Origin of the sequence: Yersinia aleksiciae (assembly GCF_001047675.1) — a bacterium.
Lineage (GTDB): Bacteria > Pseudomonadota > Gammaproteobacteria > Enterobacterales > Enterobacteriaceae > Yersinia > Yersinia aleksiciae.
In genome coordinates, this window is record NZ_CP011975.1 from 792,552 (window position 1) to 819,069 (window position 26,518).

The following is a 26,518-nucleotide window of genomic DNA, read 5'->3' on the forward strand; positions in this document are numbered from 1 at the left end:
AATGTAAATATAAGTTATGATAACTCAAATAAAGCCACCAAAAACTTAATCACTTTAGCGAAAAAAACGGAATTCTATTATTATTTTTTTTATTATAAGAATACTAAGTTGATGGTTGATAATAAAAACAAACAATATATTTTCATTAATTGAATAGCGGGAGTGATATTACTCTACACGAAAGGCCAAATTACTCACTAATCCACTTTCGTCCAATACATTAAGCTGATAGCGACCAGGTGCCGATAAAGTTTGTATCCATGACTGGCTATTCTCTGTCACCGCTACCTGCTCCCCATTGAGGAACCACCAGTGTTGTCCACGGCCACCTTGTGCGGCAAGACGTAGATCGAGGCTATTTTGACCGGGTAAACGTTTGACCACTGCGCCATCACGGATACCTAAAATCAGTAAGGGTGCTGCATCATCCCCCCTTTGTGGCGGGCACTGGTGGTTTGCTACTGGCAGTCGTTGGCTGCGGCGCTCTGCCATGGGTAACCAAGGTTCAAGTGGCAGCGGCCATAATGTTAATTGCTGTGGCGTGGCCTGTGGGCAATCTGCCGCCACCCGCTCACCTTGAGGATTTAACCACACACTGAGCTGGCTACCCTGCATATTTTCCTGTCCTGCGGCGGCCAATGTGGGGGGTAAAGTACCGTCAAGTACCCAGCTTTGGCGTCGTTGCCGGCAGTTACTGTCCCCAGCCGCCAGCGGTTGTCCACCCGGCCAGCAAATCTCTGCCCGACTGACTGACGCAGGCCTTGGATCACGCGGTAACTGGCGGCCACCTTGCTGTGATCCTGCCATCAGCAAGTTGTTGACCTGATTGAGTATCGGTACGGCGGTGGCATAGCCAAACTGCCCGGCAACAGGTGTGCCATCTGGCCGCCCAACCCACACGCCGATGGTGTAGCGGGCATTGATGCCGATTGCCCAAGCATCACGATAGCCATAACTGGTGCCGGTTTTCCATGCCAGTGGCACCGTCGCCGGTAAAATATCGTCCGGTAAGGGTCTGGCTTCACCAGCCATGATGCGGCGAGTGATCCATGCGGCACCGGGTGAGAATAGCCGCCGTTCCTGCATCTGCTGTTGGGGTTCAAAGCGTAATGTCGCCGCCATGCCACCACGGGCGAACGCGCTATACGCCGCGACAAGCTGGTCCAGCCGTGACCCCGTTCCGCCGAGGATCACCGCCAGACTCGGTTCACTGTGGAGCGGAAAACGTAAGTTCAGGCCACCATTGCGCAAATTGGCAGTAAAACGTTTCGGGCCGTAGGCTTCCAATAGCTGCACCGCGGGCAAATTCAGTGAACGCACCAAGGCTTCGCTGGCACTGACCGGACCATGAAATCCAGTATCAAAATTACCGGGGCGGTAATCACCGAAGCGGCGCGGCACATCTTGCAGTAGTGACTCGGCATGGATCAGGCCATCATCCAACGCCATGGCGTACAAGAAAGGTTTGAGTGTCGATCCCGGCGAGCGCCAGGCGCTCACCATATCCACATGGCCGAAGCGGCTATTATCCTGAAAATCCACCGAACCGAGGTAAGCCCGGACTTTCATGCTGCTGTGATCGACCACCAGCAACCCCAGCGAGGTTTTCTCGGGCAGTTGGTGACGCCAGCCCGCCGCCATATCTTCCAATTGTCGCTGTAGTGCGGCATCCAGCGTGGTTTGAATCACCTCCCGCTGATTGCCAGTGGTTAAGCGGCGAGCCAGTAGTGGCGCGAGTTGCGGCACCTGACGCGGTGCTAACCAAATATCTTCTTGTTTGATATCAGCCACCTGGGCTGGCGTCCACACCTGATAATCCGCCAGTCGGGTTAATACTTTATCGCGTGCGGCTTTAGCCAGTAACGGGTAGCGATCGGGCCGCAATCGACTCGGCGCTTGCGGTAGTGCCGCCAGTAAGGCCGCCTCTGCGGGGGTCAATTGTGAAGGCGGCTTGCCGAGATAGGTCCAACTGGCGGCACCAACCCCTTGCAGCGTGCCACCGAAAGGGGCGCGATTAAGGTAGATTTCGAGGATTTGATCTTTGGAAAAATGCCACTCCAGCTGGAAGGTGCGCCAGACTTGCCGCAATTTGCCCGTCAAGGTGCGGGGGTGTGGGTCGATCAGGCGGGCAACTTGCATCGATAGCGTGCTGCCGCCAGAGAGTATCTTACCGGCGCGCAGATCCTGCCAGGCGGCACGGGCCAGCGCCAGGGGATTAACCCCGGGGTGGACGTAAAACCAGCGATCTTCGAAAGTGAGCAGCGCTTGCAGGTAGTAGGGCGAAACCTGTTGCAGTGTCACCGGATAGCGCCACACCCCGTCCGTATCGGCAAAGCGCCATAATGGCGTACCATCTTCAGCCACCACCACCCGTGCGACCTGAACTTGCGTTAGGGGCAGTGGCCAAAGTTTATCCGCCAGCCACAAGGTGGCCGGAAGTAACATCGCAATGAGCACCAACGCCAGACAGAGACGGCGATAGCGGAATAGACACATTTTTCGCATTAATGCCCCTCACCCCCCTTCACTGCTGACAGCCAGCGAAGGAGGAGTGAGTATTCACTTAACGATTTCAAGCTGCATCGGTGTCACCCCTAACGCCCGCCAATCTGGGACATACATTGACTCAACCTGTGGCGCAGGCACCTGATAGACGCCCGGTGTGACGGCACGCGCCAGATAGAGCAGTGTGGTGTGGCGATAGCCGTCGACACTCACTGCCGCGACATAGCGGTCATCACGGAACTCCTGATGCTTGATATCTGACTGCTGCATATCCTGCAATAGCTCGGTCACGCTGTTGGCGCTCTCACCCAGACTGGCGCTGCTGTCGCCCAGATTCTGGTTTTCCAGCTCCAGGCCGGCAGGCAGCAAATCGACCACCAGTGCATCCGGCACCCGCTTATCAGCCCACACATCCAGATGCACCAGCACCAACTCACCACTCTTCAGTTGGGATAACTGCAACGGCTTACCATCAAGCCCGATATAACTGCGGCTGATATGGAGATTATTGCTAAATGGCGCAGGGGTTTGTTGCGGATAGCCCACCACATCGACGCGGCTGTATAAAGCTGTGTCACCACGGTTTTGCAGTTGCATCCCACCAGCCAATTGTTGTGCCGCCCAATTTTGGTTCAGCGCTGTGCTCTGCGTTAGGGTTGCGCTGTCTGCGAGTGACTCCGCCTGTGGCGCAATCGCTAATTGCCACGGCGTTTCAGCACCACTCATCAGGGTACGCCCCGCGAGGAACAACGCGTTACTCTCCTGCGTTGAGAGATAATTACGGCCCACTAACTCATTGGAGAGCGCCAACAAGCGGGTGTCCCGCGCCTCTGGTAGCATGTTATTGTCGGTCAACAGCGCCAGAATCAGGGCATCATCACGTACTGAGCTACCGTAATCTTCCAGCCAGTAATCCTTATCACTGCGCGGGGTATTTAGCCCTTGCGTGATGGCCTCTTTGGCACGCGGCATGTCCCCCATCAGCTTGAGTGCCACCCCCAGTTGTACCAGTGGCAAACCGGAACGCGCATCATCGCGGCGGGTATACAATTGGCGCAATGCTCCCAGCGACGCCTGTTGCTGCTGCGCCAGCACTAAACCTGCATAGGCCTGCACCGCAAAACGGGTATGTTTGGTCTGCTCGCTGTAGCGAATTTCAATCTGACTCGGATCTTGCAAGTAGCGCTGCAAACGGGTATTGGCGGCGGTTAAAACGGCCGTTGGCACACTGTAACCCTGCTGGCTGGCGCGATAAAGGAAGTCAGTGGCGTAAGCGGTCAGCCAGAACTCTTCTGGGCTATCATTGCTCCACAAGCCAAAACCACCGTTATAGCGCTGCATGCTGAGCAGATGCTCAATGCCGACATCAATGCTTTGACGCCGTTTTTCATCGCTATCCGCTTTGATACCCAGCGCCGTCAGCTGTGCATGGTTGCTATAGAGCGAAGGATACAAACCGCTCACCGTTTGTTCGAGACAGCCATAAGGGTAGGCATATAACTCGCTGATATAACGGGCTAAGTTCAACGGTGGGCGGCTGGTCACCAGCAGTTGCCCCTGCAAGGTTTCAGGCACCAATCCTGCCGTGGCCTCCGCAGGTAAGCTCCAGCTCTCGCCACTGCGTAGCACATTGGCGAAATGGCGCGTTTGGGAAGGATAAGCAGGCCGCACGCCAATCTTCCAATGATGCTGATAATCTGGCAGTTTTTCATCCGGTAGCACCATGCCAGTGATGGTCAGGCCAATCTCGCCCTGCCCAAAACCATTCAGCGCACGAACCGGAATCAATACCGTTTTGCGCTCACCCGTTGCCAGTGTAACCGATTGAGTCGGCTCGCCTTTTAACGCCAGTAAATCGCTGGCGGCCAATTTGAGTGACACAGTTTGCGGCTGGCCGGATAGATTACTTAAGTCCAGCGCCAGCTCGGTGCTGTCGCCGCCGGCTAGGAAGCGCGGGGTCGCCAGTTGAGCAATCAGTGGTGCAGCCACCACCACTTTAGACTCGGCTTTACCGAAATCTTCGTCACTCCAGGCTTGTGCCATCAGGCGCAGTTCACCGTTAAAATCGGGAATAGCCAGCTCAACCGAACCTTCGCCTTGCGCGTTTAAGGTCACCGGTTGGGCTTGCTGCGCCACAATGCTCACTTCGGTAATCGGCTTTTTACCGCCACGGGAGAGCGCATCTTCTTCGTCAGCATCGCCACCAAATCGCAAGCTGGCTAAGCGACCCTGCCCTTCAATCAGTTGCCCATAAACATCATATTGATCCGCGCTATAGCGTTTGCGACCCAAGAAGGCGTCGTAAGGGTCCGGCGTGGCGTAATCGGTGATATTTAAAATCCCGCTGTCGACGGCGGAGAGCAGCACTTGTACTTTTTCAGGTAGCGGTGCACCGGTGCGGCTGGCTTTCACTTTCACCGTTAACGTTTGATTGGGGCGAATGCGAGTAGGCGCATCCAGTTGCAGCGCCAGTTTGCGGGTTTCATCCACCAGCGGCAGATGCAGCAAGCCAATCGCCCGTTTTGGTGTCGCCTGCTGGGCTTTGTCACCCGGGCGGATCACCGTCGCACTGAGATAGAGATCGTGACGATTCCAGCCGTGGTTAATCGGCACTTCAACCTCAGTACCGCCCGCGGGGATGGTCACTTCCTGCCACCACAATGGGCCGTCGCTGGACTCAACCAATAAGTAGCCATTACCGGCGGCGGGCGCTTCAATATGCAATTTCACTTTTTCGCCGGGACGATAGGCGGGTTTATCCAGCGCCAGTTTGACCTGATCCGGCCGCACTGCGCCACTGCCCGCCGTATTATCCTGCCAGCTGTAACCGGCCCAGAAGCGCGAACTGCTGACCAGTTGGTTATCCGGATTGCTCACCTCAATGCGGTAAGCGCCCCACTCCACTGGGAAGCTGACTTTCACGCTACCGTTGGCGGCAATATTGACGGTTTGCTCAGCCAGTTGGAGATCTTTTTTATCGAACAACGACTGCCAGCCATCACTTTCTGACCACTGCCAGTAATAGTCGCGGCGCTCGCGGATCAGTTTAACTTTTAAGCCATCAACGGCCTGTTTTTCACCGTCGGCATTGGCATAGACAATGTCGAAATCAGCCTGGGTATCCTGATCGACCATCGCCTGCGATTTGTAGCTGTCGCTGCGGTAATCGTAAACCTGCTGCTTATTGAACAGCGGGCGGATCCCCACCAGCGTATCGGCAGGCCACACCGCCTGTTCGGCGCGGTGAGTGACCGGACGACCGCCGGACTCCAGCAAGCTGGCCTGCAAAATCACTTTCAGCGGTGATTGAGCACTCTGCCAGCTGTTCTCCACCTCGATGTGAGTTTCGCCGTCGCTGTCTAGCGTGGTATCAAACTCATCCAAGGTACGAGAGAGGTTCTCTTCGATAATCGAACCAAATTCAAAACCGGGCAGTGACGCCACGGCTTCCCGCTGCGGACGTAGGAACAACTGACCTTGCAGGCGGTTGCCAGAAGCGGGCGCACCATAGAGATAGCGGCCGATAACCGCAAAGCTGGCTTCGGCTGCCGTGGCGATCGGCGCTTTACTGGCGGTGATCTCCAGCGCCATGCGCTCTGGCAGGAAATCTTCCACTTTGAATTTGTACAGGCGCGGCAGGTTATCACCCAGATTGAGACGTAGCGACCACTCACCCGTCGGGCCGCCTTCAGGAATCGCGTATTGGTATTGATACAACCCCTCTTGCGGCTGCCAAACAAAGCTGCGCACCACTTGGTTATCCGGTTTGAGGATATCCACTTTAACGGGCTGGGTAGTCAGGGGTTTACCATCGGCATCACGCAGTAAGCCATTGACGATTAAAGTTTCGCCCGGACGGTACAGGTCACGCGGACCAAAGACAAAGAACTGCTTCTGGAAGCCTTCTGGCCCGGCAATATCAAACTCCGCCAGATCCAGCGCCGGCGCATTGAGGTCAATCAGACTGGTCTGCCCATTTTGCGACGCCAATAGCAGCTTGGCATTCGCCTTTTTCTCTAGCTGCCCATGGCCCTGAGCATCAGTTTCGGCCTGTGCCAGCACTTGCCCTTTATCATCCAGCAGCTGCAATAAGACACCTTTTAAGGCCGCGCCCCCCGCCAACGCCTGAGTAAAAACATCCATGCGGTTATGGTAGCTGTGCAGCGAAACCCCGATATCGCTCAGGGTAAATAAGGTGGCGGCGTTGGTATAACTGTAGTGACCCGCTTGTTGCATCACCGCCAAATAGACACCGGACTCTTGCAGCGGTTTGATATCTGCCAGTGGTAGCAGCAGCTTTTCGCGGGTATTGGCAGCGGGATTGAGGTCAAAGCGGCCGGTATAGACTAAATCGGCCATCTTCAGCAGATCGTCCGACTCCCAGTTAGAGAGCGCGCTGCGGTACTGCCAAGTGGCGAGGAAGTTAGCCAAACTGGCTGGCTTAATGCGGAAGAAGTTAACGTCAACGTTAGCGACATTCAGCGCCATCACGGGCAGGCCCTGCGCCAGTTTACCTGGCAGCAAAGAGCCTTTGCTGGCAAAGCCGACACTCGGTTTGATATCACGGGTGGTGATTTGCTGCTGCTGTTGTGCGCCAAGCTGTGCGCCACCTATCCCTTTCAGCGTGCTATCGACCGTGAGCAACAATTTACGCTCAGGTTTGAGGTGGCGTAAACGCAGCTCCATCAGGTTATCTGATAGCTCCCAAGCGCCATCGATTTTACCACTGAGGGTATCCACCAGATGCACTTGCGCGGCAAAGTCTTGATTCGGCTCTAGCGGTTGCGAGAAGGTCAGCACCATGGCGCTGGCCCCATCAAGTTGCAGCTCAGAGGCGTCCAGCAAGGTGAGCGGCTGGTCGGCATGGCGTTTTGCCAGCGCTGCTAATGCCGCCGCATCTTTGGGTTTGCTCACCGAGGTGTTGGCAACGGGCGCGGTGGCCTGCGTGCTGACCGGCGCTGGCGCAGTGGTCTCGCCTTTATTATTGCTGTCATCACAACCCGCAAAGAGCAGGGTTGTACTCAACAACGCGCCGCTGACCCATAAGGCTGCCTGACGCCCTTTCATTAATGAGATTAACCGCTGCAAACCGTTGTGATTCATATATTTCTCCCTGACTGGTGGCAAGATTATAGCATTCGTCTGAAAGGGAATATAGAGAGGAAAACATGAGAGTTTTCTCGTACTAAATGAGCAACACTTCACATGAATCAATTTACACTCTTACAGAATAATAGGCGAAAATCATATTTAATATTTTTTAATAAAAAAATATTAAATATCCATGCAGAAAATACAATCGCGAAATAAACGAACAAAACAGATTAAAATCAATCAATTAACAAATATCGCCCAAAAGAGCATTATCAAATAAAATAAACGAAATATAAACAAACCCGATTAATGTTTTAATAATTAGGATCTCACCACTCCATTTATTATATTCCTCCCAACATTTTATTGTTACCCCCCTCTTAACACTCATTTATTGAAACTCGTCCGTAAAGTAAATAGGGAATTATAAAATCATGAATCGCCGCAATACATTAAATACGCGTTTATTACCCTTATCTATTCTGATCTCGTCGTTGGTCTCTGGCGGGGCAATGGCGGCTGCAATACCGATTTATACAAAAGACATGCAACGCCCTACGGCTAACCAGTACACCACAGCCCAGAAGTCCGGCGAATTTACACGTAGTGTAGATGCCGGCAGCATTTACATGGATCATGGTCCGGCAGTGAATACCGATACCATACTGGAAGATTTATTCCCTGCTGATGAGCAGATAACACCAGAGATTATCGCAGAAACTAAGCTTCAGATTGAGGCAATAAAAGCGAGCAACGAACAGCTGATTAAGAAGTTTGAAGCCTCAGTTCCCCAGTTAACACCTGAAGAGCAAAAACAAGCATATGAATATTTAGCCAAACTTAAAGATGCGTTTGCAAAAGATCTAAAGGTATATGAAACAACTCTTGCCTATGCAGAAGACCAGAGCGATGAGAATAAGAACAAACTCAATGCAGCCGCAAAAGATGTTTATGTAGCCAAACTCGATATTATTGCTCCGGGTGAGTTCACACCGGAAGAAGTTGACTTAATAATTAGCGCAAGCCTAACCAAAGATATCACTGCTCTTCCACCAGCACTTCAGCAGAAAATTAAAGTTGTCAAACAAGCACAGCTAGCTGCTGATAAGTCAACGCAGGGAAAACTGGCGAACTATCTTGCTCAGGATGTCATTACCCAAGAACAAAAAGAGAAACTGGACGCTAGCTTTAGCGATAAACGAGCAAAGCTTTATGCGCAAGCAGAGGCTAGACAGGCACAGGAAGTAGCAATCAAAGCCGATAACAAAGCACAAGCAGACGTGTTGCGTTTGGGTATTCAATCAGTCTTGGCTAATACAAAAGCTGAAAATGCTCAAAAAAAACAAGAAGCGGCTGAAACTAAATTAGCCAGACTTAATGAGGAAAAAGCCACTGCAATTACAGCCGTAGATTCAAGCTGGACGGCAAGCACTCTGGATATTGAAAATAAGTTACAAGATCTGATCGATGACTCCTCAACTTCCGTAGCAAAACGAGATTTGGCGAAGACGGCACTTCAGGCCATCAGTGATGCACAAGCTGCTGATTCATCAGCCAAAGATGCAGAAATCAAACATGCTGCCGCCGAAAAATCCGCCCAAGCAATTGAAGAAAAATATAACGATGCGGAGCAGGCTAAAACGTCAACTAAAACTGAACTGGCTGATAAAACGCGTGAATTCGAGGAGGCTACAGATGCAGTTGTCAATCTGAGCAAAGTGACTAATCCCACTATTGATAGCCCAGAATTTGAGCAGACTATTGCCAAAACTGAAAAACAGACAGTCGCAGCTGATACAGTGGCATTTAGCACCCAAGTTGCCGGTGGTACGCAAGAAGTGGCCGATAAAGGCAAGATCATTGGCAGCATTGTGACCAACGATGGCTCGATAGCGCTTGCAGTCGGTGCACAAGCCATTGACACCCAGATCACCGAAGGCACCATGAGCAATAACGGGGGTACGGATACCAATACGCTGGTTGGTGCTAAAGGTAAATTGGTCTTAGCAGGAACCGATGCCAAAAATATTGCTAACTCTATAAATACCAAAGTATTAGCAGGTGCCGAAGTGACTCTAAGCGCTCATTCTAAGGTCAGTCAGATGGTGACTTCTGGCACGGTCAAAGCTTCAGGCAACGCTGAGTTGGAAGGAACTACCATCGAGGCAGGCGAACTCTCCATTTACGATGGTGTGATAGCAAATAGAACAATACTAAAAGGTGGTCACTTTATTGTAGAGAAAAACGGCAAAGCCATCTATACAACCATCGAAGGCGGTGTCATGACCGTTAATTCAAGTGACTTAGTGCGTCATACGACGGTTGATGGCGGCGAGTTTATTGTTAATGATGTAAAAAAAGCTAACACCACCACGCTAAACAGCGGCAAATTTACGATTAATGCTGGCACGACTGCCAACGTTACCAATATTCACGGCGGCGAATTCATCGTTAATGACGGAGCAACTGCCAACGATACCACGCTAAATAATGGCGAATTTATTGTTAATGACGGGGCATTTGCCGACAATATCATACAAAAAGGCGGTAAATTCAACCTGATGGATGAAGCTAAGGCATCTAAGTTGCTGGTTGAAAATGGTTATGCTCTGATTGCCGGTACGCTTCAGGGTGCAATAACACTCAATGGCGGTACGACTACCTTCGATAAAACCGCGACCGTTAGCGGCACTATTGATAGTGGCAAAAACAGTGTTATCACCCTGCATGAAGGTGCAAAAACTCAAGCTGCTGACCTGAATTTAGCCGGTAACATGAATCTGATCGGCGCGACAACGGTGCAACAGGCCGCACTTCAGCGTTCCGCTTTGCCTAACAGCAATGCTCATCCTGCACAGTTCGCCTTTAACGATGTGAAACTGGACGGCGGTACTATTGATATGAGCGCCAATGCTCAGTTGACCATGGCATCACTGGCAGGTAACGGTAACTTTAATCTGGCCCCATCGCTGTACAACCAGGCAAATGCGCCATTGAACGTCACGGGCGATGCTGCGGGTACTTTTGGCATCCAGCTCAAGGATAGTGGCGTTGCGCCAACTAACCTGAACCTCATTAATGTCGGTGGTGACAGTACTGCCCGTTTCGCCCTGTCCAATGGGCCGGTTAACCTGGGTAACTACCAGCACAACCTGATCCCTGATGGTAAAGGTGGCTTTATGCTAAAAGCAGATACCACCACACTGACACCAAGTACTGCCGGTGTTCTGGCAGTGGCGAATACGATGCCGGTTATCTTTAACGCCGAATTGAGCTCCATCCAAAATCGTTTGGATAAGCAAAGCACTTCTGCCAATGAGAGCGGCGTGTGGATCAACTACCTGAACGACAACTTTGACGTGAAAGGCACCGCAGCTAACTTCAAACAGAAGTTGAACGGTGTGACCTTAGGTGGCGATAAAGCCATTGCATTGGGTGACTCGGTACTGAGTTTGGGTGGCTTCGCCAGCCACAGTAGCTCAGATATCAAATCTGATTACCAAAGCAGCGGCAGCGTAGAAAGCAACTCTTTGGGTGCCTATGCGCAATACCTGTCCAATAGCGGTTATTACCTGAACGGTGTGCTGAAAACCAACCAGTTTAAGCAGAAACTGAATATCACCTCTAACGGTAACAATGCCAACGGCAGTGCTAACTTCTCCGGTCTGGGACTGGCAGTAAAAGCGGGTAAACATATCAATTTTGATGCCATGTATGTTTCTCCTTATATCGCACTGAACACCTTTGCCTCCGGTAAGAGTCAGTACCAGTTGTCTAACGGCATGGATGCGCAGAACCAAGGTTCACGTAACACCACCGGGACCCTGGGTATGAACACCGGCTATCGCTTTATCTTGAACAGCGGTGCTGAAATCAAGCCATACGCGATCTTCTCTGTCGATCGTGACCTGAAAGCCAGCAACAATGTGACCATCAACAAAGAGACGTTTGATAACAGCCGCAAAGGTACTCGTGTGAATGCGGGTGCAGGTATCAATGTCAACATGACCAAAAACCTGTCTGTCGGCTCTGAAGTTAAGCTGTCTAAAGGCAAAAACATCAGTACTCCAGTGACCATTAACCTGGGTGTGGGTTACACCTTCTAAGCCGCATGATAAGTTCTTCATGTAGCTATAAGAACTCTGTGTCGCAGTAACGGTATGTCGTAGTAAAAGCAAGGGAGCCATCGCGGCTCCCTTTTTTATTGCTGTCATCACAATCCGCCATTAACCGCTGCAAACCGCTGTCATTTACATATTACTCCCTGACTGATAGCAAGATTATAGCCTTCGCCTGAAAGGAAATATAGAGAGGAAAACATGAGCTCTCTCTCGTGACAAATAGGTATCACTAGCGTAAATAAGTTTACTCTCTCGCATATCAACACGCAAAAACGTATTTAATATTTTATTAAAAATAAATTAATTCAACTATTCCAAAAAATAACAATGAACGAAATTAAAATAAAAAACATAATAAAATCAATATATAACATCAAAAAAACCGATGATAATTACAGAATAAAATAAATGAAATATAAACAAAATAAATTAATTTTTTAATAACTAGGAACTTTTTACTAAGTTCCTTATATTCCTCTCAACATTTCATTGTTACTTATCACCCTTAAAGTTCACTTATTGAAATTCACCTGTAAATAAATAGGAAGTCATAAAACTATGAATCGCCGCAATACATTAAATACGCGTTTATTACCCTTATCTATTCTGATCTCGTCTCTGGTATCTGGCGGAGCCATTGCTGCGCCTACTGAGACACCTATTTTCGACGCAGCCGGATATAAGCAGGTTGAAACGCTGGGGAATGCGATAAATGACGACTCCAAATGGACTGCTGAGCTTAAGCAGCAAATTGGGGCTATTACAGATAGCATCACAAAGTTAACTGCTACCAATGACGATGCCCAGAAGAGCTTGACGGATGCTAAAGAATTTGACAAACACCAAGCCACGGTAACTAGCCTTGCCGGAGCTGAGCAAAACCAAACTGAGGCAAAGAAAGCCGTAACTGATAAGGCTGGCGAAGTTATAACCGATGCCCAAAAACTGCCAGCTAAAGATCAAGGCATACTTGGCAGCGGCAGTAAAGGTGAGCAAGAACAATTGGTTGTGGGTGATGATAGCAAGGCTGACAAAGATAAGCTGAAGGGCCTGATAGCAACAATACGTACTGCGCAGGAAGATTACCAGACAGCCTTAGCCACAGCTAAGACAGTAATCGCAGATGATGGTACTACCCCGCTAAAAGGCGATGAAGATGTACTTACTGACTTAGCTGATAAAAAATCAGCATTTAAAAAGGCCGTTAGCGCATTCGAAAATGTTGAACTTGAGGGTGATCTAGTATTCAAGGATACATACCCAGACCAACTCGCTAAGTTTTACGAAGAAATTGACTTCGCGGCTAACACAACTGATTTAGATACAGCCCATAAGGAGATCACCGCCTTCACAGATCTGCTACCCGCAAGAGAAGCTGCCATTGAAGCATTTAGCAAGTTTGAAGTGGCACAGAGCTACATCACGGGCAACCCAACACATAAGCTTGCCGCTGATGAGCAAGCAAAACTTGAGAATGATGTTCAGAAGAACACTGATGAACTTCTGTCACTTGAGGGTGTGCAAACCGCATTAATCCCAACCCAAGGTACTGCTGTCGTTAAAACTGGCGAGCTGGCCCGCAATGAAATTGTGGACACCGACGACCAAACGATTGAAACAGGTGGCGCGTCGCTTGATAACCGTATTATCGGCAAAACACAAACCGTAGCCGATGGCGCTATTACAAAAAATAGCATCATCTCTGAGGCTGGTGGTAAGCAAGTTCTGGAAGCGGGTGCTCAAGCCATCGCTACTGTTGTCAATGACCTGGCTGTATTGGAAAACAACGGTGGTATTGATTACGACTCAGTAATCAATGAAGGCGGTACACTTACACTGAAAGGCGAAAAGACAACAGATCCAGATGGCAAAGAAGTAGTAACCACAGCTAAATCCTACGACGCGACAATTGTTGAAGGTGGTAAAGCAACGGTTGGCGAGTTTGCTGAAATTCATAACCTGACTAGTACCAAGGGTACTGTCACCTTGGAGAAAGGTGCCAAAGCCTCGAACACCCGCATTGATGGCGGTACACTGACTATTGAAGCCGATGCAAACGCGCAACATACCACGTTGATTAATACAAAGCTGGATTTAGTTGAAGGCGCAATTGCCGATGCTACGACAGTAAGCGCAGACAGTATCTTTACGCTTAAAACCAACGCAACAACCAGTGGAACACAGTTGGTTGGTGACAATAGCGAATTTATTGTAGAGAAGGGTGCATCCGCCAGTACATCTTTAGTGAGCAACGGTAAGATGACTGTTCAGGACGGTGGTAAAGCTACAGGGACTATTTTAGCAGGTGAAGAAGGAGGTGAGCTGATTCTCGAATCAGGTGCCAAAGCTAAGGGTACTGCAGTCCACGCTAGAAATAACACATTCACTATCAAATCTGGTGCAGAAGCACTTGACACTGAATTATACTTTGCCGAGTTAAGTCTGGAAGATGGCGCTACAGCCGACGGCACCAAACTCTATCAAGGTTCAACCTTTACACTGCTAGATGGTGCTGAAACTAAAGGTACTCTTGTACGGGATCAAAGTCAGTTTATCGTTAACGCCAATGCAATGGCCAATGACACCACATTGTCTAACGGTACTTTCAACCTCTCAGGTACCGCCGACATCACTACCGTTAATGGCGGCGTGTTTGATGTTCAGACGGGTGCCGAAGCCAAGAACACCACATTGTCTAACGGTACTTTCAAGCTGTTAGGTACCGCTAACACCACCATCGTTAACGGCGGCGTGTTTGATGTTCAGGCGGGGGCAACTGCCAATGACACCACCGTTCACGGCGGCAAATTCAACCTGATGGATGAAGCTAAGGCGTCTAAGTTGCTGGTTGAAAATGGTTATGCTCTGATTGCCGGTACGCTTCAGGATGCAATAACACTCAATGGCGGTACGACTACCTTCGATAAAACCGCGACCGTTAGCGGCACTATTGATAGTGGCAAAAACAGTGTTATCACCCTGCATGAAGGTGCAAAAACTCAAGCTGCTGACCTGAATTTAGCCGGTAACATGAATCTGATCGGCGCGACAGCGGTGCAACAGGCCGTGGTTCAGCGTTCCGCTTTGCCTGGCAGCAATGGTCATCCTGCACAGTTCGCCTTTAACGATGTGAAACTGGACGGCGGTACTATTGATATGAGCGCCAATGCTCAGTTGACTATGGCATCACTGGCAGGTAACGGTAACTTTAATCTGGCCCCATCGCTGTACAACCAGGCAAATGCGCCATTAAACGTCACGGGCGATGCTGCGGGTACTTTTGGCATCCAGCTCAAGGATAGTGGCGTTGCGCCAACTAACCTGAACCTCATTAATGTCGGCGGTGACAGTACAGCCCGCTTCGCCCTGTCCAATGGGCCGGTTAACCTGGGTAACTACCAGCACAACCTGATCCCTGATGGTAAAGGTGGCTTTATGCTAAAAGCAGATACCACCACACTGACACCAAGTACTGCCGGTGTTCTGGCAGTGGCGAATACGATGCCGGTTATCTTTAACGCCGAATTGAGCTCCATCCAAAATCGTTTGGATAAGCAAAGCACTTCTGCCAATGAGAGCGGCGTGTGGATCAACTACCTGAACGACAACTTTGACGTGAAAGGCACCGCAGCTAACTTCAAACAGAAGTTGAACGGTGTGACCTTAGGTGGCGATAAAGCCATTGCATTGGGTGACTCGGTACTGAGTTTGGGTGGCTTCGCCAGCCACAGTAGCTCAGATATCAAATCTGATTACCAAAGCAGCGGCAGCGTAGAAAGCAACTCTTTGGGTGCCTATGCGCAATACCTGTCCAATAGCGGTTATTACCTGAACGGTGTGCTGAAAACCAACCAGTTTAAGCAGAAACTGAATATCACCTCTAACGGTAACAATGCCAACGGCAGTGCTAACTTCTCCGGTCTGGGACTGGCAGTAAAAGCGGGTAAACATATCAATTTTGATGCCATGTATGTTTCTCCTTACATCGCACTGAACACCTTTGCCTCCGGTAAGAGTCAGTACCCGTTGTCTAACGGCATGGATGCGCAGAACCAAGGTTCACGTAACACCACCGGGACCCTGGGTATGAACACCGGCTATCGCTTTATCTTGAACAGCGGTGCTGAAATCAAGCCATACGCGATCTTCTCTGTCGATCATGACCTGAAAGCCAGCAACAATGTGGCCATCAACAAAGAGACGTTTGATAACAGCCGCAAAGGTACTCGTGTGAATGCGGGTGCAGGTGTCAATGTGAACCTAACCAAAAACCTGTCTGTCGGCTCTGAAGTTAAGCTGTCTAAAGGCAAAAACATCAGTACTCCAGTGACCATTAACCTGGGTGTAGGTTACACCTTCTAAGCCGCATGATAAGTTCTTCATGTAGCCATAAGAACTCTGTGTCGCAGTAACGGTATGTCGTAGTAAAAGCAAGGGAGCCATCGCGGCTCCCTTTTTTATTGCAGTTGATTAGCCAATATCTACTGATTGAAACTAACGCAGCATTGGCATCAACTCGCCTTAGTGGCTGGTCGAAGGGATCACATTTCTCAGCCAACTGCCCCATCTGCGCTGGTAAAACGCTTGGGTATGGGTCATCAGATAATGGCTGACACCGCGCTCTTGCTCGCTAACCAGACAAAAATCGACTGGGCTATCATCTGGCGCATAGTCGCTGGCGACATTACCGGCCTCTTGAATCAGCAGGTCAATCTCCTCTTCCGTGCCATCCACTTCTAGCCCAACCAGTAAGTTAGGTTTCTCGTCCACACTCTTATCATGCATCAGCGCCAAAAATGCACGGCGCACTGGTTTACGCTGGCTGAATAATTGGATTAGCGCATCAACCATGGCCGTAGGGTACTCTTCCGGCTGCCCTAGCAAGATTTGGCTCTCTTTATCTACCGTCATTTCAGCGGGTTGAGCCACCCCCCCCTTTTCCAACAGCATCGTCACTTCTTGCGGCCAGAACTCTTTGCCGTGCTCTGATTTCGGGTTCAAAAACAGATGCGCGCCCTGCGTCATTTCAAATAGCACCCGCACAGGCATGGCGATAAAAGGCTGTTTTTCGCTGTCGATAGGCTGATCTTCGGCCAGATCCAGCGCCTGCTGCAATACCTCTACCGAGGTGAAGAAAGGGATTACAGATTCACCATCCTGCTTTTCCCAATGCAGAATATTCACCCCATTGCCCGCCGTGAAGGTTATCTCGCCATCTTCTTCGCTGCCCTGAGCCGAATTATCCACCAGCACTAAAACGGTGGCATCCAGCAAGGCACGGAAAAAGGCGATGCGATGAATCGACTCTGTCGCCGCCCGTTTTAGCAGGGACTCCAGACTCTGGTCATCGTCATGGTGATGATCGTGGCTATCATCAATGGGGGGTTGCGGCAAACTCATGCTCTACTCCAGTAAAACGTTCGAACAAGGGGGCGCTAAAAGCGCCCCACAAGCAACTAACAATGCAGATTGAAGGGGAGGTGTACCGCTCGGGTCGTAGCGGCGTAAGCTGCCGGAGTGCCCGTAGGTGCGCTAGCCCCTTCACTCACTAAAATAACTATTTTGCTTTCGCTAACAACAAGTTGGCAATGGTACGTACTCCCAACCCTGTCGCGCCCGCAGACCACTGATCAACTGCACTTTTACGGTAAGTCGCGGAACAATCAATGTGCAGCCAGCCTTGCTGGTAATTCTTCACAAAATGCGACAAGAAAGCCGCAGCAGTGCTGGCACCCGCACTGTAGGCGGCCCCCGCCACATTATTTAATTCAGCAAAATTGGACGGCAACTGGCTACGATGGAATTCCGCCAGCGGTAAGCGCCAGAAAGGTTCATGCTCACTTTTCGCACTACTCAACAGCTCTTGCGCCAACTCATCGTCAAAGCTAAACAGCGCATGATAATCATTGCCCAATGCAGTTTTTGCTGCGCCAGTTAAGGTGGCCGCATCAATAATCAGCGGGGCTTGCTGCTCAGAAGCATCGATCAAGCCATCGGCCAAGACCAAACGCCCTTCCGCATCAGTATTCATGATTTCGACCGTCTTACCATTGCGGTAACGGATAATATCACCCAGCTTAAAGGCATTGCCGCTGACCATATTGTCGGCACAACACAGATAGAGCTTCACGCGCTCTTTCAACCCACGGGCCGCAGCCAAAGCCAACGCGCCGGTTACTGTTGCCGCGCCACCCATGTCGGATTTCATCGAATCCATAAAAGCGCTCTGTTTCAGGCTGTAACCGCCTGAATCAAAAGTAATACCTTTGCCGACCAGACAAGCCATTACTGGCGCATCTGGATTACCGGTAGGGTTATAGTCCAGCGCCAAGAGTACCGGTGCACGATCTGAGCCACGCCCGACGGTATAGATCCCGGCGTAACCCTGCTCACGTAGATCTTCACCTTTGGTGATGCGGTAGGTAACAGCATCACAGGATACGGCGCACATCAAATCGATGGCATTTTTAGCCAGTTGCTCTGGACCTAAGTCTTCTGCCGGTGCGTTAATGGTGTCACGCACCCAGTCAATAATTTTAAGGCGCTGTTCTAGCTCGGTTTTTTCGTTCTCTGGCAGTTCTGCCCATGCCACGCTGCGCTGGCCTTTTGGCCCACGGAACCCTTGCCAGAATGCCCAGCTTTGCTCCAGACCCCAGCCGTCACCGACCAGTTTGACCTGCTTAATGCCTTGCCCATCGATCTTGCGGGCAGCACGTTGGATTGCACCCAATTTTCCGTTCGCCGTCAGGTGGATGGTCATGCCCTCAGCATCAGTGCTGAGTAACGCTTTTTCGCCCCAACGGGCATCGGCAGGATTATCGGATAGGGATACTTGCATCATTTCTGTTGTCATCGACTACCTCGTCATTATTATTTTTTGCTCTATATCCTTCGTCCTTGACGTTACAGGGGTGTTTGCTTGCTGCCTACCTGCAACGCCAATGACTTTGGCTATAAGATATCAGATCCAACATAAAAAAAGGGCCGCTTGCGCGACCCCTATTGATATTCACTCAAATTCATCTAACCAAACCAACAAAATAGCTTCCAGCACTTTTTCATTTGACCCTTGCGGATCATCAGCAAAATCGGCCAGATCGCAAATCCACTGATGCATATCAGTAAAGCGCACCGTTTTGGGATCGAGATCGGGAAATTGGTCGTAAAGGGCTTCACCAATCTCGCGGGTATCTTGCCAGGTTAAGCTCATATCAGTGCTCCCGTGCATGGTTAATGGTGTAACGCGGGATCTCAACCACCAGATCTTCGTCGGTGACTCTGGCCTGACAGCTCAGCCGGCTCTCTGGCTCCAGACCCCAGGCTTTATCCAGCATGTCATCTTCCAGCTCGCTGCTCTCTGGCAGGGAGTCAAAACCTTCGCGCACCACGCAGTGGCAGGTGGTACAGGCGCAGGATTTCTCGCAGGCGTGCTCGATATCGATCCCATTGCGCAAGGCAACATCCAGTATCGTCTCACCTTGTGTTGCTTCCAGTACTGCACCATCCGGGCAAAGGTCTTTATGGGGCAGAAATACTATTTTGGGCATGATTAAACCTCATCCACTGAATGGCCAGCCAAAGCACGGCGAATGGAAGCATCCATCCGGCGCGCGGCAAAATCTTGCGTTTGTGCATCCAACGCCTTGATCGCAGCTTCGATTGCGTGTGGGTCAGCGCCCTGCATCTGCTGCTGTAATAACGTCATCGCATGAGCGATAGCCGTACTTTCTTGCTCACTGAGTAGTGCTGCGTCTTCCGCCAATGCGCCTTGTAGACTCTCCAGCACACGGGAGGCTTCAACTTGTTGCTCCGCCAGCTTGCGCGCACTGATATCGGCATGCGCATTAGCCATCGAATCTTTAATCATATTGGCGATTTCATCATCGGATAGCCCATAAGAGGGCTTCACCTGAATCGATGCCTCAACGCCAGTGGATTTCTCCATCGCCGTGACACTCAATAGCCCATCCGCATCCACCTGGAAAGTGACGCGAATATGCGCCCCGCCGGCAGGCAGTGGCGGCAGGCCACGTAAGGTGAAACGGGCTAACGAACGACAATCCTGCACCAGTTCACGCTCACCTTGCAGCACGTGGATCATCATCGCGCTCTGACCATCTTTGAACGTGGTGAACTCTTGTGCGCGGGCCGCTGGAATAGTGGTGTTGCGTGGAATGACTTTTTCCACCAAACCGCCCATGGTTTCCAGCCCCAATGAGAGCGGGATAACATCAAGCAGCAGCATGTCGCTGTCTGGCTTATTACCCACCAGAATGTCAGCCTGAATAGCCGCACCGATGGCGACCACTTTGTCGGGATCAATTGAGGTCAGCGGTGTACGGCCAAAGAATTGCCCCACCTGTTCACGCACCAGAGGAACACGGGTCGAGCCGCCGACCATCACCACTTGCAGCACTTCGTCAGCGGTGACACCAGCGTCTTTCAGTGCGCGGCGACAGGCCATTAATGTGCGTTTGACGAGCGAAGCAATCAGGGATTCAAACTGCACCCGCGTGATTTGCCCTTGCCAGCCAGCCACAGAAACATCCGCAATATCGGTCTTACTCAAGGCAATTTTGGCGGCAATCGCTGCATCAAGTAGCTGCCGTTGAATGCCGTGGTCATCACGGGAATCAATTCCTGCTTGCTCACGCAGCCAATCGGCTAATAGATGGTCGAAATCATCGCCGCCTAGAGCAGAGTCGCCGCCGGTTGCCAGCACTTCAAACACCCCACGGCTGAGACGCAGAATGGAGATATCAAAGGTGCCGCCCCCCAGATCGTAAACCGCGATCACCCCTTCCTGACCGGAGTCCAGGCCATAAGCGATAGCGGCGGCGGTTGGCTCATTCAGCAAGCGCAGCACGTGCAGCCCAGCCAAACGTGCAGCATCTTTGGTGCCCTGACGCTGAGCATCATCGAAATAAGCAGGAACCGTGATCACCACGCCATCCAACTCACCTTCCAGCGCCGCCTGTGCGCGTTGCGCTAAGGTTTTGAGGATATCCGCAGACACTTGGACCGGATTGACTAATCCAGCGGTGGTCTGGATCATCGGCAAGCCATTCTCGCTAGGCTGGAATTGATAAGGCAGATTGGGGTAGCGCTGCTGGATATCCGCCAGAGAGCGGCCCATCATGCGTTTGACCGAGCTGATGGTATTGACCGGGTCCAGTGCGGCGAACTCGCGCGCATGCCAACCGACATCAATGCCATTGGGTTGATAGTGAACCACCGAGGGCAAAAGGTCCCGCTGCTGTTCATCTGCCAGCGTCTGCGCTTTACCGCTGCGCACGGTGGCAACTAATGAGTTGGTGGTACCTAAATCTATCCCTGCCGCCAGCCGCCGTTGATGCGGGGCCGCAGTTAAACCGGGCTCACTAATTTGTAATAAGGCCATGTTGAGCTTCCATCAATCATGAGTCTAAAAAGCAAAATCTATCCGGCGAGATACCAAGGCCCTGCGTTATATTCAGATCTGTTGCAGATGTCGTTTGATATATCACTGTTATGAGAGTTTGTCGGGCAAGATCCTCAGGAAAAATCGTCAAACAGGCGCTCTTCTAGCTGTTCAACCTGCTGCTGCAATTTATCCAGAAAACGTAATTTCCGCACCTTATCCGCCGCTGATTCCCACAGCTGTTGATCCAGTTGCTCGACCATTTGCTGACTGCGGGTTTGAGTCATCAAAGCCAAGCGACGACTAAATGCCGCGAGCCGTGCTTCAGCATCGGGCTGGCGTTCGATGGCATCAAGCTCTTCACGCAGCTCCAACTGCTCCATCAGAAACGCGGTATCGCGCATGGTGTGCTGTTCGTTGCCTAAATCAAAACCCTGCAAAGATAGCATATACTCGGCCCGTTTTAACGGGTGCTTGAGGGTTTGGTAGGCATCATTGATGGTCGCGGCTTGTTGCAATGAGGCCAAACGCTCACGTTCAGGCTGGTTGGCAAAACGGTCGGGGTGGAATTGGCGTTGCAATTCTTGATAGCGGGTAGTGAGTTGGTTACCGTCAACCTGATAGCGAGGCGGCAGCCCGAATAATGTAAAGTAATCCATAGCATGCTCTGGAGTTATCCCCTTCGTCTTTGAAGCTGCAGGGGTGTTAGCTGCGCTCACTCATCCGAATCACTGACTTGATCGGGATTCATTTGCTGGCTGCCGACCTGCAACTCCAATGACGTTGGGTATATAAGGTATCAAGTGCCTGAGGCAGGAACAAAAGCGGTCATCAGACGTTAAAGCTTTCGCCACATCCGCACTCATTTGAGACGTTCGGATTGTTGAACTTAAAGCCTTCGTTCAGCCCTTCTTTGACGAAATCCAGTTCGGTGCCGTCAAGATAGACCATGCTCTTGCCGTCGATGATCACTTTCACGCCTTTGTCTTCAAAAACGATATCGTCATCGTTCATTTCGTCAACAAATTCGAGTACATATGCCATGCCGGAGCAGCCGGAGGTTCTGACACCCAAGCGCAAACCTAAGCCTTTGCCACGGTGACTTAAAAAGGCGCTGACCCGTTGTGCAGCACTGTCGCTGATTGATATCGACATACAACAACCTCAACTCTAAAACCCGCTAGCCACACGTTTAGCAGCAAAGTGAAGAATACGCGGGTTGTGAATAACCTATGTCAAAACTACATGTTTACAACAGCTAACCACAATTATTGGTTGGCAGTATGTTTGCTTTTGTAGTCGGCGATAGCTGCTTTAATGGCGTCTTCTGCCAGAATCGAGCAGTGAATTTTGACTGGCGGTAACTCAAGTTCTTCGGCGATCTGCGTATTTTTGATCGCTTCAGCCTGATCGAGAGACTTGCCTTTCATCCATTCAGTTACCAGAGAGCTGGAAGCAATGGCAGAGCCGCAGCCATAAGTCTTGAAACGCGCATCTTCAATGATGCCGGCTTCGTTAACTTTGATCTGCAACTTCATGACATCACCACAAGCGGGTGCGCCAACCATGCCGCTACCCACGGTAGGATCTGCGTTGTCGAATGAACCGACGTTGCGGGGATTTTCGTAATGATCGATTACTTTTTCGCTGTAAGCCATGTGATTACTCCTGAGTCTTAAAGTCTGGAATTAATGGTGAGACCATTCAATGCTGCTGATATCCACGCCCTGTTTGAACATATCCCACAACGGAGACAGGTCGCGCAGACGGCCAATGGATTTACGTACCAGCGCAATGGCGTAGTCGATCTCTTCTTCAGTGGTGAAACGCCCCAGAGAGAAACGGATTGAACTGTGAGCCAGTTCGTCGTTCATCCCCAACGCACGCAACACGTAAGAAGGTTCCAGACTCGCGGAGGTACAGGCTGAACCTGATGAAACAGCCAAATCTTTCAGTGCCATGATCAGCGATTCACCCTCAACATAGTTGAAGCTGACGTTCAGAATGCCAGGTGCACCATTCTCCAAATCGCCATTCAGGTAAACTTCTTCAATATCTTTAAGGCCATTCCACAGACGCAGACGCAGTGAACGCAGACGTGCAGCTTCGCTTTCCATCTCTTCTTTCGCGATACGGTAAGCTTCACCCATGCCAGCAATCTGGTGCACAGGTAACGTGCCAGAACGCATGCCGCGCTCATGACCACCGCCGTGCTGCTGTGCTTCGATACGAATTCGTGGTTTACGGCGAACAAACAGTGCGCCAATGCCCATCGGACCATAAACTTTATGGGCAGAGAAGGACATCAGATCGACTTTCAGTTTGCTCAGATCAATAGGTAATTTACCCACGCTCTGTGTGGCATCAACGTGGAAAATGATCCCGCGACTGCGGCACATTTCGCCGATTTCAGCGATATCTTGTACCACACCGATTTCATTATTCACGTGCATGATAGAAACCAGAATAGTGTCTTCACGCATTGCTGCTTCAAGCTGTTTCAGGTCGATAATACCGTTAGACTGCGGTGCCAGATAGGTCACTTCGAAGCCTTCACGCTCCAGTTGGCGACAAGTATCTAGCACAGCTTTATGTTCGGTTTTACAGGTGATGATGTGCTTGCCTTTCTTCTGATAGAAGTTAGCAGCACCTTTGATTGCCAGGTTATCCGACTCGGTTGCACCTGAGGTGAAGACGATCTCGCGAGGGTCAGCACCGACTAATGCGGCAATATCATTACGTGCAATATCAACAGCTTCTTCAGCCTGCCAGCCGAACTTGTGGGAACGCGAGGCAGGGTTACCGAAAATGCCGTCCAGAGTCAGATACTGCATCATTTTTTCAGCGACACGCGGGTCTACCGGGGTCGTTGCTGCATAATCCAGATAGATCGGTGTCTTTACTTTTGATTCGGTCATTGCTCTTATGCTCCGTACATCACTTCCAAAACGTAAAATTCCGCAGATTCTGCTTATGCGCGCAGATTGACGTTGATCGTCTCTTGCGGTCGGCCATTGGCCGTACGGCGCGTATCGTTATTCTGACGATCCGCAACCTCTAGGATATCTTGGTTATTAACCAGTTCTGCTAGGGTGATGTTGTTGAGGAAGCTGCTAATACGCTCGCTCAAATCGCGCCATAATGTGTGCGTCAGGCAACGATCACCGCCCTGACAACCTTCTTTACCTTGGCAACGGGTGGCATCGACAGATTCGTCAACGGCGGTAATCACTGCGCCGACCGCGATTGCTGAGGCATCTTTACCCAGCAGGTAACCGCCACCTGGACCACGAACGCTGGCAACTAAGCCATTTTTGCGTAACCGTGAAAACAGCTGTTCCAAATAGGATAACGAGATCCCCTGACGTTCAGAAATATCGGCCAGAGGAACTGGCCCGTCATGGGAATGTAATGCCACATCAAGCATGGCGGTCACGGCATAACGGCCTTTGGATGTCAGTCTCATAGCTAAAATTACCTGTAGGTGAGAACAAGCCAGAATTCTGACATTCTTGAGTGTTTTAGTCAACTATTTAACCTAGTAATTTACTCAAGTATTATTGACCTATTCCTTGATCAATAAGCCACCGCGAGTCTTATAATAACCAATTGATATAAATAATTAATTTTTATTATTTTCAGCCGATTGACCTGCATCACGCTGTGGGTATTTATCCTGTTTTTCGATCGATGTCAGCATGCCACGCAAGATATTCAGCTCTTGAGCCTCTGGACGTGCACGGGTAAACAGACGACGTAATTTGCTCATAATCTGGCCCGGATGAGCCTGACGGATGAAGCCGGTATGGGACAAAACCTGTTCCAGATGCAGATAGAAGCGCTCCAGATCATCCACCAGTGGATAAGGGGCTTCCTCTTCTTCTATGACCGGTGCCGCCGCTTGCTGGCGATCAAGGAAAGCTACCCGCACTTCATAGGCTAAAATTTGTACGGCCATCGCCAAATTCAATGAGCTGTATTCCGGATTTGCTGGGATCGCCACATGATAATGGCATTTTTGTAGCTCATCGTTGGTCAAACCGACGCGCTCACGGCCAAATACCAGTGCTACCGGCGCATGTTCTGCTTCATGTGCGCTACGCACACCACATTCACGCGGCTCCAGCATCGGCCAAGGCAATGTGCGGGAACGGGCGCTGGTACCGACAACCAAGCTGCACCCAGCCAGCGCTTCATCCAAGGTATCAACTATCGTGGCGTTGCCAATGACATCACTGGCCCCTGCGGATAGCGCGATCGCCTGAGAATCCGGTTTTACCAAAGGATTGACCAGATACAAATTGGTTAATCCCATTGTTTTCATGGCCCTGGCTGTCGAACCCATGTTGCCGGTGTGCGAAGTCTCAACCAAAACGATACGAATATTGTGTAGCATACAAACTCTGAGGATAACGGGGAATCGCCATATATTAACACAGACATATACCCAAGCTACTTCGAGATGCAGATAAGCGGCCAACATCCCTGTATTTTCAGGGGTGGCGGGTATAGGCATTTATCAGATCCCCTGCTATACTATGCGCCGTTTCTCGTTCTTTAACATCCTAGTGGAAGATACCCATGCATCCGATGCTGACTATCGCCATACGCGCTGCGCGTAAGGCCGGTAACCTGATTGCCAAAAATTATGAAACTCCGGACGCTGTCGAAGCGAGCCAGAAAGGCAGTAATGACTTTGTTACTAATGTAGACCGTGATGCAGAGCATCTGATTATTGACGTTATCCGTAAATCTTACCCAAAACACACTATTATTAGTGAAGAGTGCGGTGAGTTGGAAGGCGAAGATAAAGATGTGCAATGGGTGATTGATCCACTGGATGGCACTACCAACTTCATCAAACGTCTCCCTCATTTCGCCGTCTCTATCGCCGTGCGCATCAAAGGTCGCACTGAAGTTGCCGTGGTTTATGACCCAATGCGTAACGAACTGTTTACCGCTACCCGTGGTCAGGGCGCTCAGTTAAACGGCTATCGTCTGCGCGGCACCAACGCCAAAGATTTAGACGGCACCATTTTAGCAACTGGCTTCCCATTCAAAGTGAAACAGCACGCACCCGCTTATCTGCGCGTTGTGGGTAAACTGTTTGAGCAGTGTGCAGACTTCCGTCGCACCGGTTCAGCGGCGCTGGATCTGGCCTATGTGGCCGCTGGTCGCGTAGATGGTTTCTTTGAAATTGGCTTGAAGCCGTGGGATTTCGCCGGTGGCGAACTGTTGGTTCGTGAGTCTGGTGGTATCGTGACTGACTTTGCTGGCGGCCATAACCATTTCAATTCTGGCAATGTCGTAGCCGGTAATCCACGCATTGTGAAATCTATCCTTCAAGCAATGAGCGATGAGATCAGTGATGCTTTGAAACGTTAATTCATCCCAAATA

General features: G+C 50.6%; 16 protein-coding genes. 3 read left to right on the top strand and 13 right to left on the bottom strand.

The window, feature by feature from the left end; genetic code table 11:
* Positions 1–168: 168 nt before the first annotated feature.
* Both pbpC and ACZ76_RS03770 read right to left on the bottom strand, forming a co-directional pair.
* A complete protein-coding gene (pbpC, locus tag ACZ76_RS03765) occupies positions 169–2,505 on the bottom strand; it encodes a peptidoglycan glycosyltransferase PbpC (RefSeq protein WP_048616947.1) in 2,337 nt (778 codons plus the stop codon).
* 54 nt (positions 2,506–2,559) lie between these two features.
* Positions 2,560–7,608: an alpha-2-macroglobulin family protein gene (locus ACZ76_RS03770; protein ID WP_048616949.1), complete on the bottom strand. Its 5,049-nt coding sequence runs from the start codon at positions 7,606–7,608 to the stop codon at positions 2,560–2,562.
* Between the two features lie 425 nt (positions 7,609–8,033).
* Between ACZ76_RS03770 and ACZ76_RS03775 the strand changes: the two genes are divergently transcribed.
* Both ACZ76_RS03775 and ACZ76_RS03780 read left to right on the top strand, forming a co-directional pair.
* On the top strand, positions 8,034–11,705 hold the full coding sequence (locus ACZ76_RS03775) for an autotransporter outer membrane beta-barrel domain-containing protein (RefSeq protein WP_048616951.1): 3,672 nt from the start codon (positions 8,034–8,036) through the stop codon (positions 11,703–11,705).
* A gap of 573 nt (positions 11,706–12,278) precedes the next feature.
* Positions 12,279–16,082, top strand: a complete 3,804-nt coding sequence (locus ACZ76_RS03780) for an autotransporter outer membrane beta-barrel domain-containing protein (protein ID WP_048616952.1) — start codon at positions 12,279–12,281, stop codon at positions 16,080–16,082.
* 159 nt (positions 16,083–16,241) lie between these two features.
* Here the strand turns inward: ACZ76_RS03780 and sseB are convergent, their stop codons facing one another.
* The 11 genes from sseB to trmJ form a co-directional block, all read right to left on the bottom strand.
* Entirely contained in the window at positions 16,242–17,120 is an 879-nt protein-coding gene (gene sseB, locus ACZ76_RS03785; protein ID WP_048616955.1) for an enhanced serine sensitivity protein SseB, read from the bottom strand.
* A gap of 157 nt (positions 17,121–17,277) precedes the next feature.
* Positions 17,278–18,573, bottom strand: a complete 1,296-nt coding sequence (gene pepB / locus ACZ76_RS03790) for an aminopeptidase PepB (RefSeq protein ID WP_048616957.1) — start codon at positions 18,571–18,573, stop codon at positions 17,278–17,280.
* A 156-nt stretch (positions 18,574–18,729) separates the two neighbouring features.
* Positions 18,730–18,930 carry a Fe-S cluster assembly protein IscX gene (iscX, locus tag ACZ76_RS03795; RefSeq protein WP_048616958.1) on the bottom strand — a complete coding sequence of 67 codons (201 nt, stop codon included), beginning with the start codon at positions 18,928–18,930 and terminating at the stop codon, positions 18,730–18,732.
* A gap of 1 nt (position 18,931) precedes the next feature.
* Positions 18,932–19,267, bottom strand: coding sequence for an ISC system 2Fe-2S type ferredoxin (fdx, locus tag ACZ76_RS03800; RefSeq protein WP_004713939.1), 336 nt, complete (start codon positions 19,265–19,267; stop codon positions 18,932–18,934).
* Between the two features lie 2 nt (positions 19,268–19,269).
* Positions 19,270–21,120, bottom strand: a complete 1,851-nt coding sequence (gene hscA / locus ACZ76_RS03805; protein WP_048616962.1) for a Fe-S protein assembly chaperone HscA — start codon at positions 21,118–21,120, stop codon at positions 19,270–19,272.
* 134 nt (positions 21,121–21,254) lie between these two features.
* Complete coding sequence (hscB, locus tag ACZ76_RS03810; RefSeq protein ID WP_048616963.1) at positions 21,255–21,779, bottom strand: co-chaperone HscB; 525 nt, start codon at positions 21,777–21,779, stop codon at positions 21,255–21,257.
* A 172-nt stretch (positions 21,780–21,951) separates the two neighbouring features.
* The gene (iscA, locus tag ACZ76_RS03815) at positions 21,952–22,275 is read right to left on the bottom strand and encodes an iron-sulfur cluster assembly protein IscA (RefSeq protein WP_004874655.1); all 324 of its coding nucleotides are present in this window, start codon (positions 22,273–22,275) and stop codon (positions 21,952–21,954) included.
* 113 nt (positions 22,276–22,388) lie between these two features.
* Positions 22,389–22,778: a Fe-S cluster assembly scaffold IscU gene (gene iscU, locus ACZ76_RS03820; RefSeq protein WP_048616965.1), complete on the bottom strand. Its 390-nt coding sequence runs from the start codon at positions 22,776–22,778 to the stop codon at positions 22,389–22,391.
* Between the two features lie 30 nt (positions 22,779–22,808).
* A complete protein-coding gene (locus ACZ76_RS03825; RefSeq protein ID WP_048616967.1) occupies positions 22,809–24,038 on the bottom strand; it encodes an IscS subfamily cysteine desulfurase in 1,230 nt (409 codons plus the stop codon).
* 53 nt (positions 24,039–24,091) lie between these two features.
* Positions 24,092–24,586 carry a Fe-S cluster assembly transcriptional regulator IscR gene (gene iscR, locus ACZ76_RS03830; protein WP_004393583.1) on the bottom strand — a complete coding sequence of 165 codons (495 nt, stop codon included), beginning with the start codon at positions 24,584–24,586 and terminating at the stop codon, positions 24,092–24,094.
* Positions 24,587–24,742: 156 nt separating this feature from the next.
* On the bottom strand, positions 24,743–25,516 hold the full coding sequence (gene trmJ, locus ACZ76_RS03835) for a tRNA (cytosine(32)/uridine(32)-2'-O)-methyltransferase TrmJ (protein WP_048616970.1): 774 nt from the start codon (positions 25,514–25,516) through the stop codon (positions 24,743–24,745).
* A 185-nt stretch (positions 25,517–25,701) separates the two neighbouring features.
* Between trmJ and suhB the strand changes: the two genes are divergently transcribed.
* Positions 25,702–26,505 (top strand): inositol-1-monophosphatase, encoded by an 804-nt coding sequence (gene suhB, locus ACZ76_RS03840; RefSeq protein ID WP_048616972.1) that lies wholly within the window; start codon positions 25,702–25,704, stop codon positions 26,503–26,505.
* The last annotated feature ends 13 nt before the right edge of the window (positions 26,506–26,518 follow it).

Excerpts from the sequence above, each read along its gene's own strand:
- pbpC (WP_048616947.1), bottom strand. The coding sequence starts at position 2,505 with ATGCGAAAAATGTGTCTATTCCGCTATCGCCGTCTCTGTCTGGCGTTG.
- ACZ76_RS03770 (WP_048616949.1), bottom strand. The coding sequence starts at position 7,608 with ATGAATCACAACGGTTTGCAGCGGTTAATCTCATTAATGAAAGGGCGT.
- ACZ76_RS03775 (WP_048616951.1), top strand. The coding sequence starts at position 8,034 with ATGAATCGCCGCAATACATTAAATACGCGTTTATTACCCTTATCTATT.
- ACZ76_RS03780 (WP_048616952.1), top strand. The coding sequence starts at position 12,279 with ATGAATCGCCGCAATACATTAAATACGCGTTTATTACCCTTATCTATT.
- sseB (WP_048616955.1), bottom strand. The coding sequence starts at position 17,120 with ATGAGTTTGCCGCAACCCCCCATTGATGATAGCCACGATCATCACCAT.
- pepB (WP_048616957.1), bottom strand. The coding sequence starts at position 18,573 with ATGACAACAGAAATGATGCAAGTATCCCTATCCGATAATCCTGCCGAT.
- iscX (WP_048616958.1), bottom strand. The coding sequence starts at position 18,930 with ATGAGCTTAACCTGGCAAGATACCCGCGAGATTGGTGAAGCCCTTTAC.
- fdx (WP_004713939.1), bottom strand. The coding sequence starts at position 19,267 with ATGCCCAAAATAGTATTTCTGCCCCATAAAGACCTTTGCCCGGATGGT.
- hscA (WP_048616962.1), bottom strand. The coding sequence starts at position 21,120 with ATGGCCTTATTACAAATTAGTGAGCCCGGTTTAACTGCGGCCCCGCAT.
- hscB (WP_048616963.1), bottom strand. The coding sequence starts at position 21,779 with ATGGATTACTTTACATTATTCGGGCTGCCGCCTCGCTATCAGGTTGAC.
- iscA (WP_004874655.1), bottom strand. The coding sequence starts at position 22,275 with ATGTCGATATCAATCAGCGACAGTGCTGCACAACGGGTCAGCGCCTTT.
- iscU (WP_048616965.1), bottom strand. The coding sequence starts at position 22,778 with ATGGCTTACAGCGAAAAAGTAATCGATCATTACGAAAATCCCCGCAAC.
- ACZ76_RS03825 (WP_048616967.1), bottom strand. The coding sequence starts at position 24,038 with ATGACCGAATCAAAAGTAAAGACACCGATCTATCTGGATTATGCAGCA.
- iscR (WP_004393583.1), bottom strand. The coding sequence starts at position 24,586 with ATGAGACTGACATCCAAAGGCCGTTATGCCGTGACCGCCATGCTTGAT.
- trmJ (WP_048616970.1), bottom strand. The coding sequence starts at position 25,516 with ATGCTACACAATATTCGTATCGTTTTGGTTGAGACTTCGCACACCGGC.
- suhB (WP_048616972.1), top strand. The coding sequence starts at position 25,702 with ATGCATCCGATGCTGACTATCGCCATACGCGCTGCGCGTAAGGCCGGT.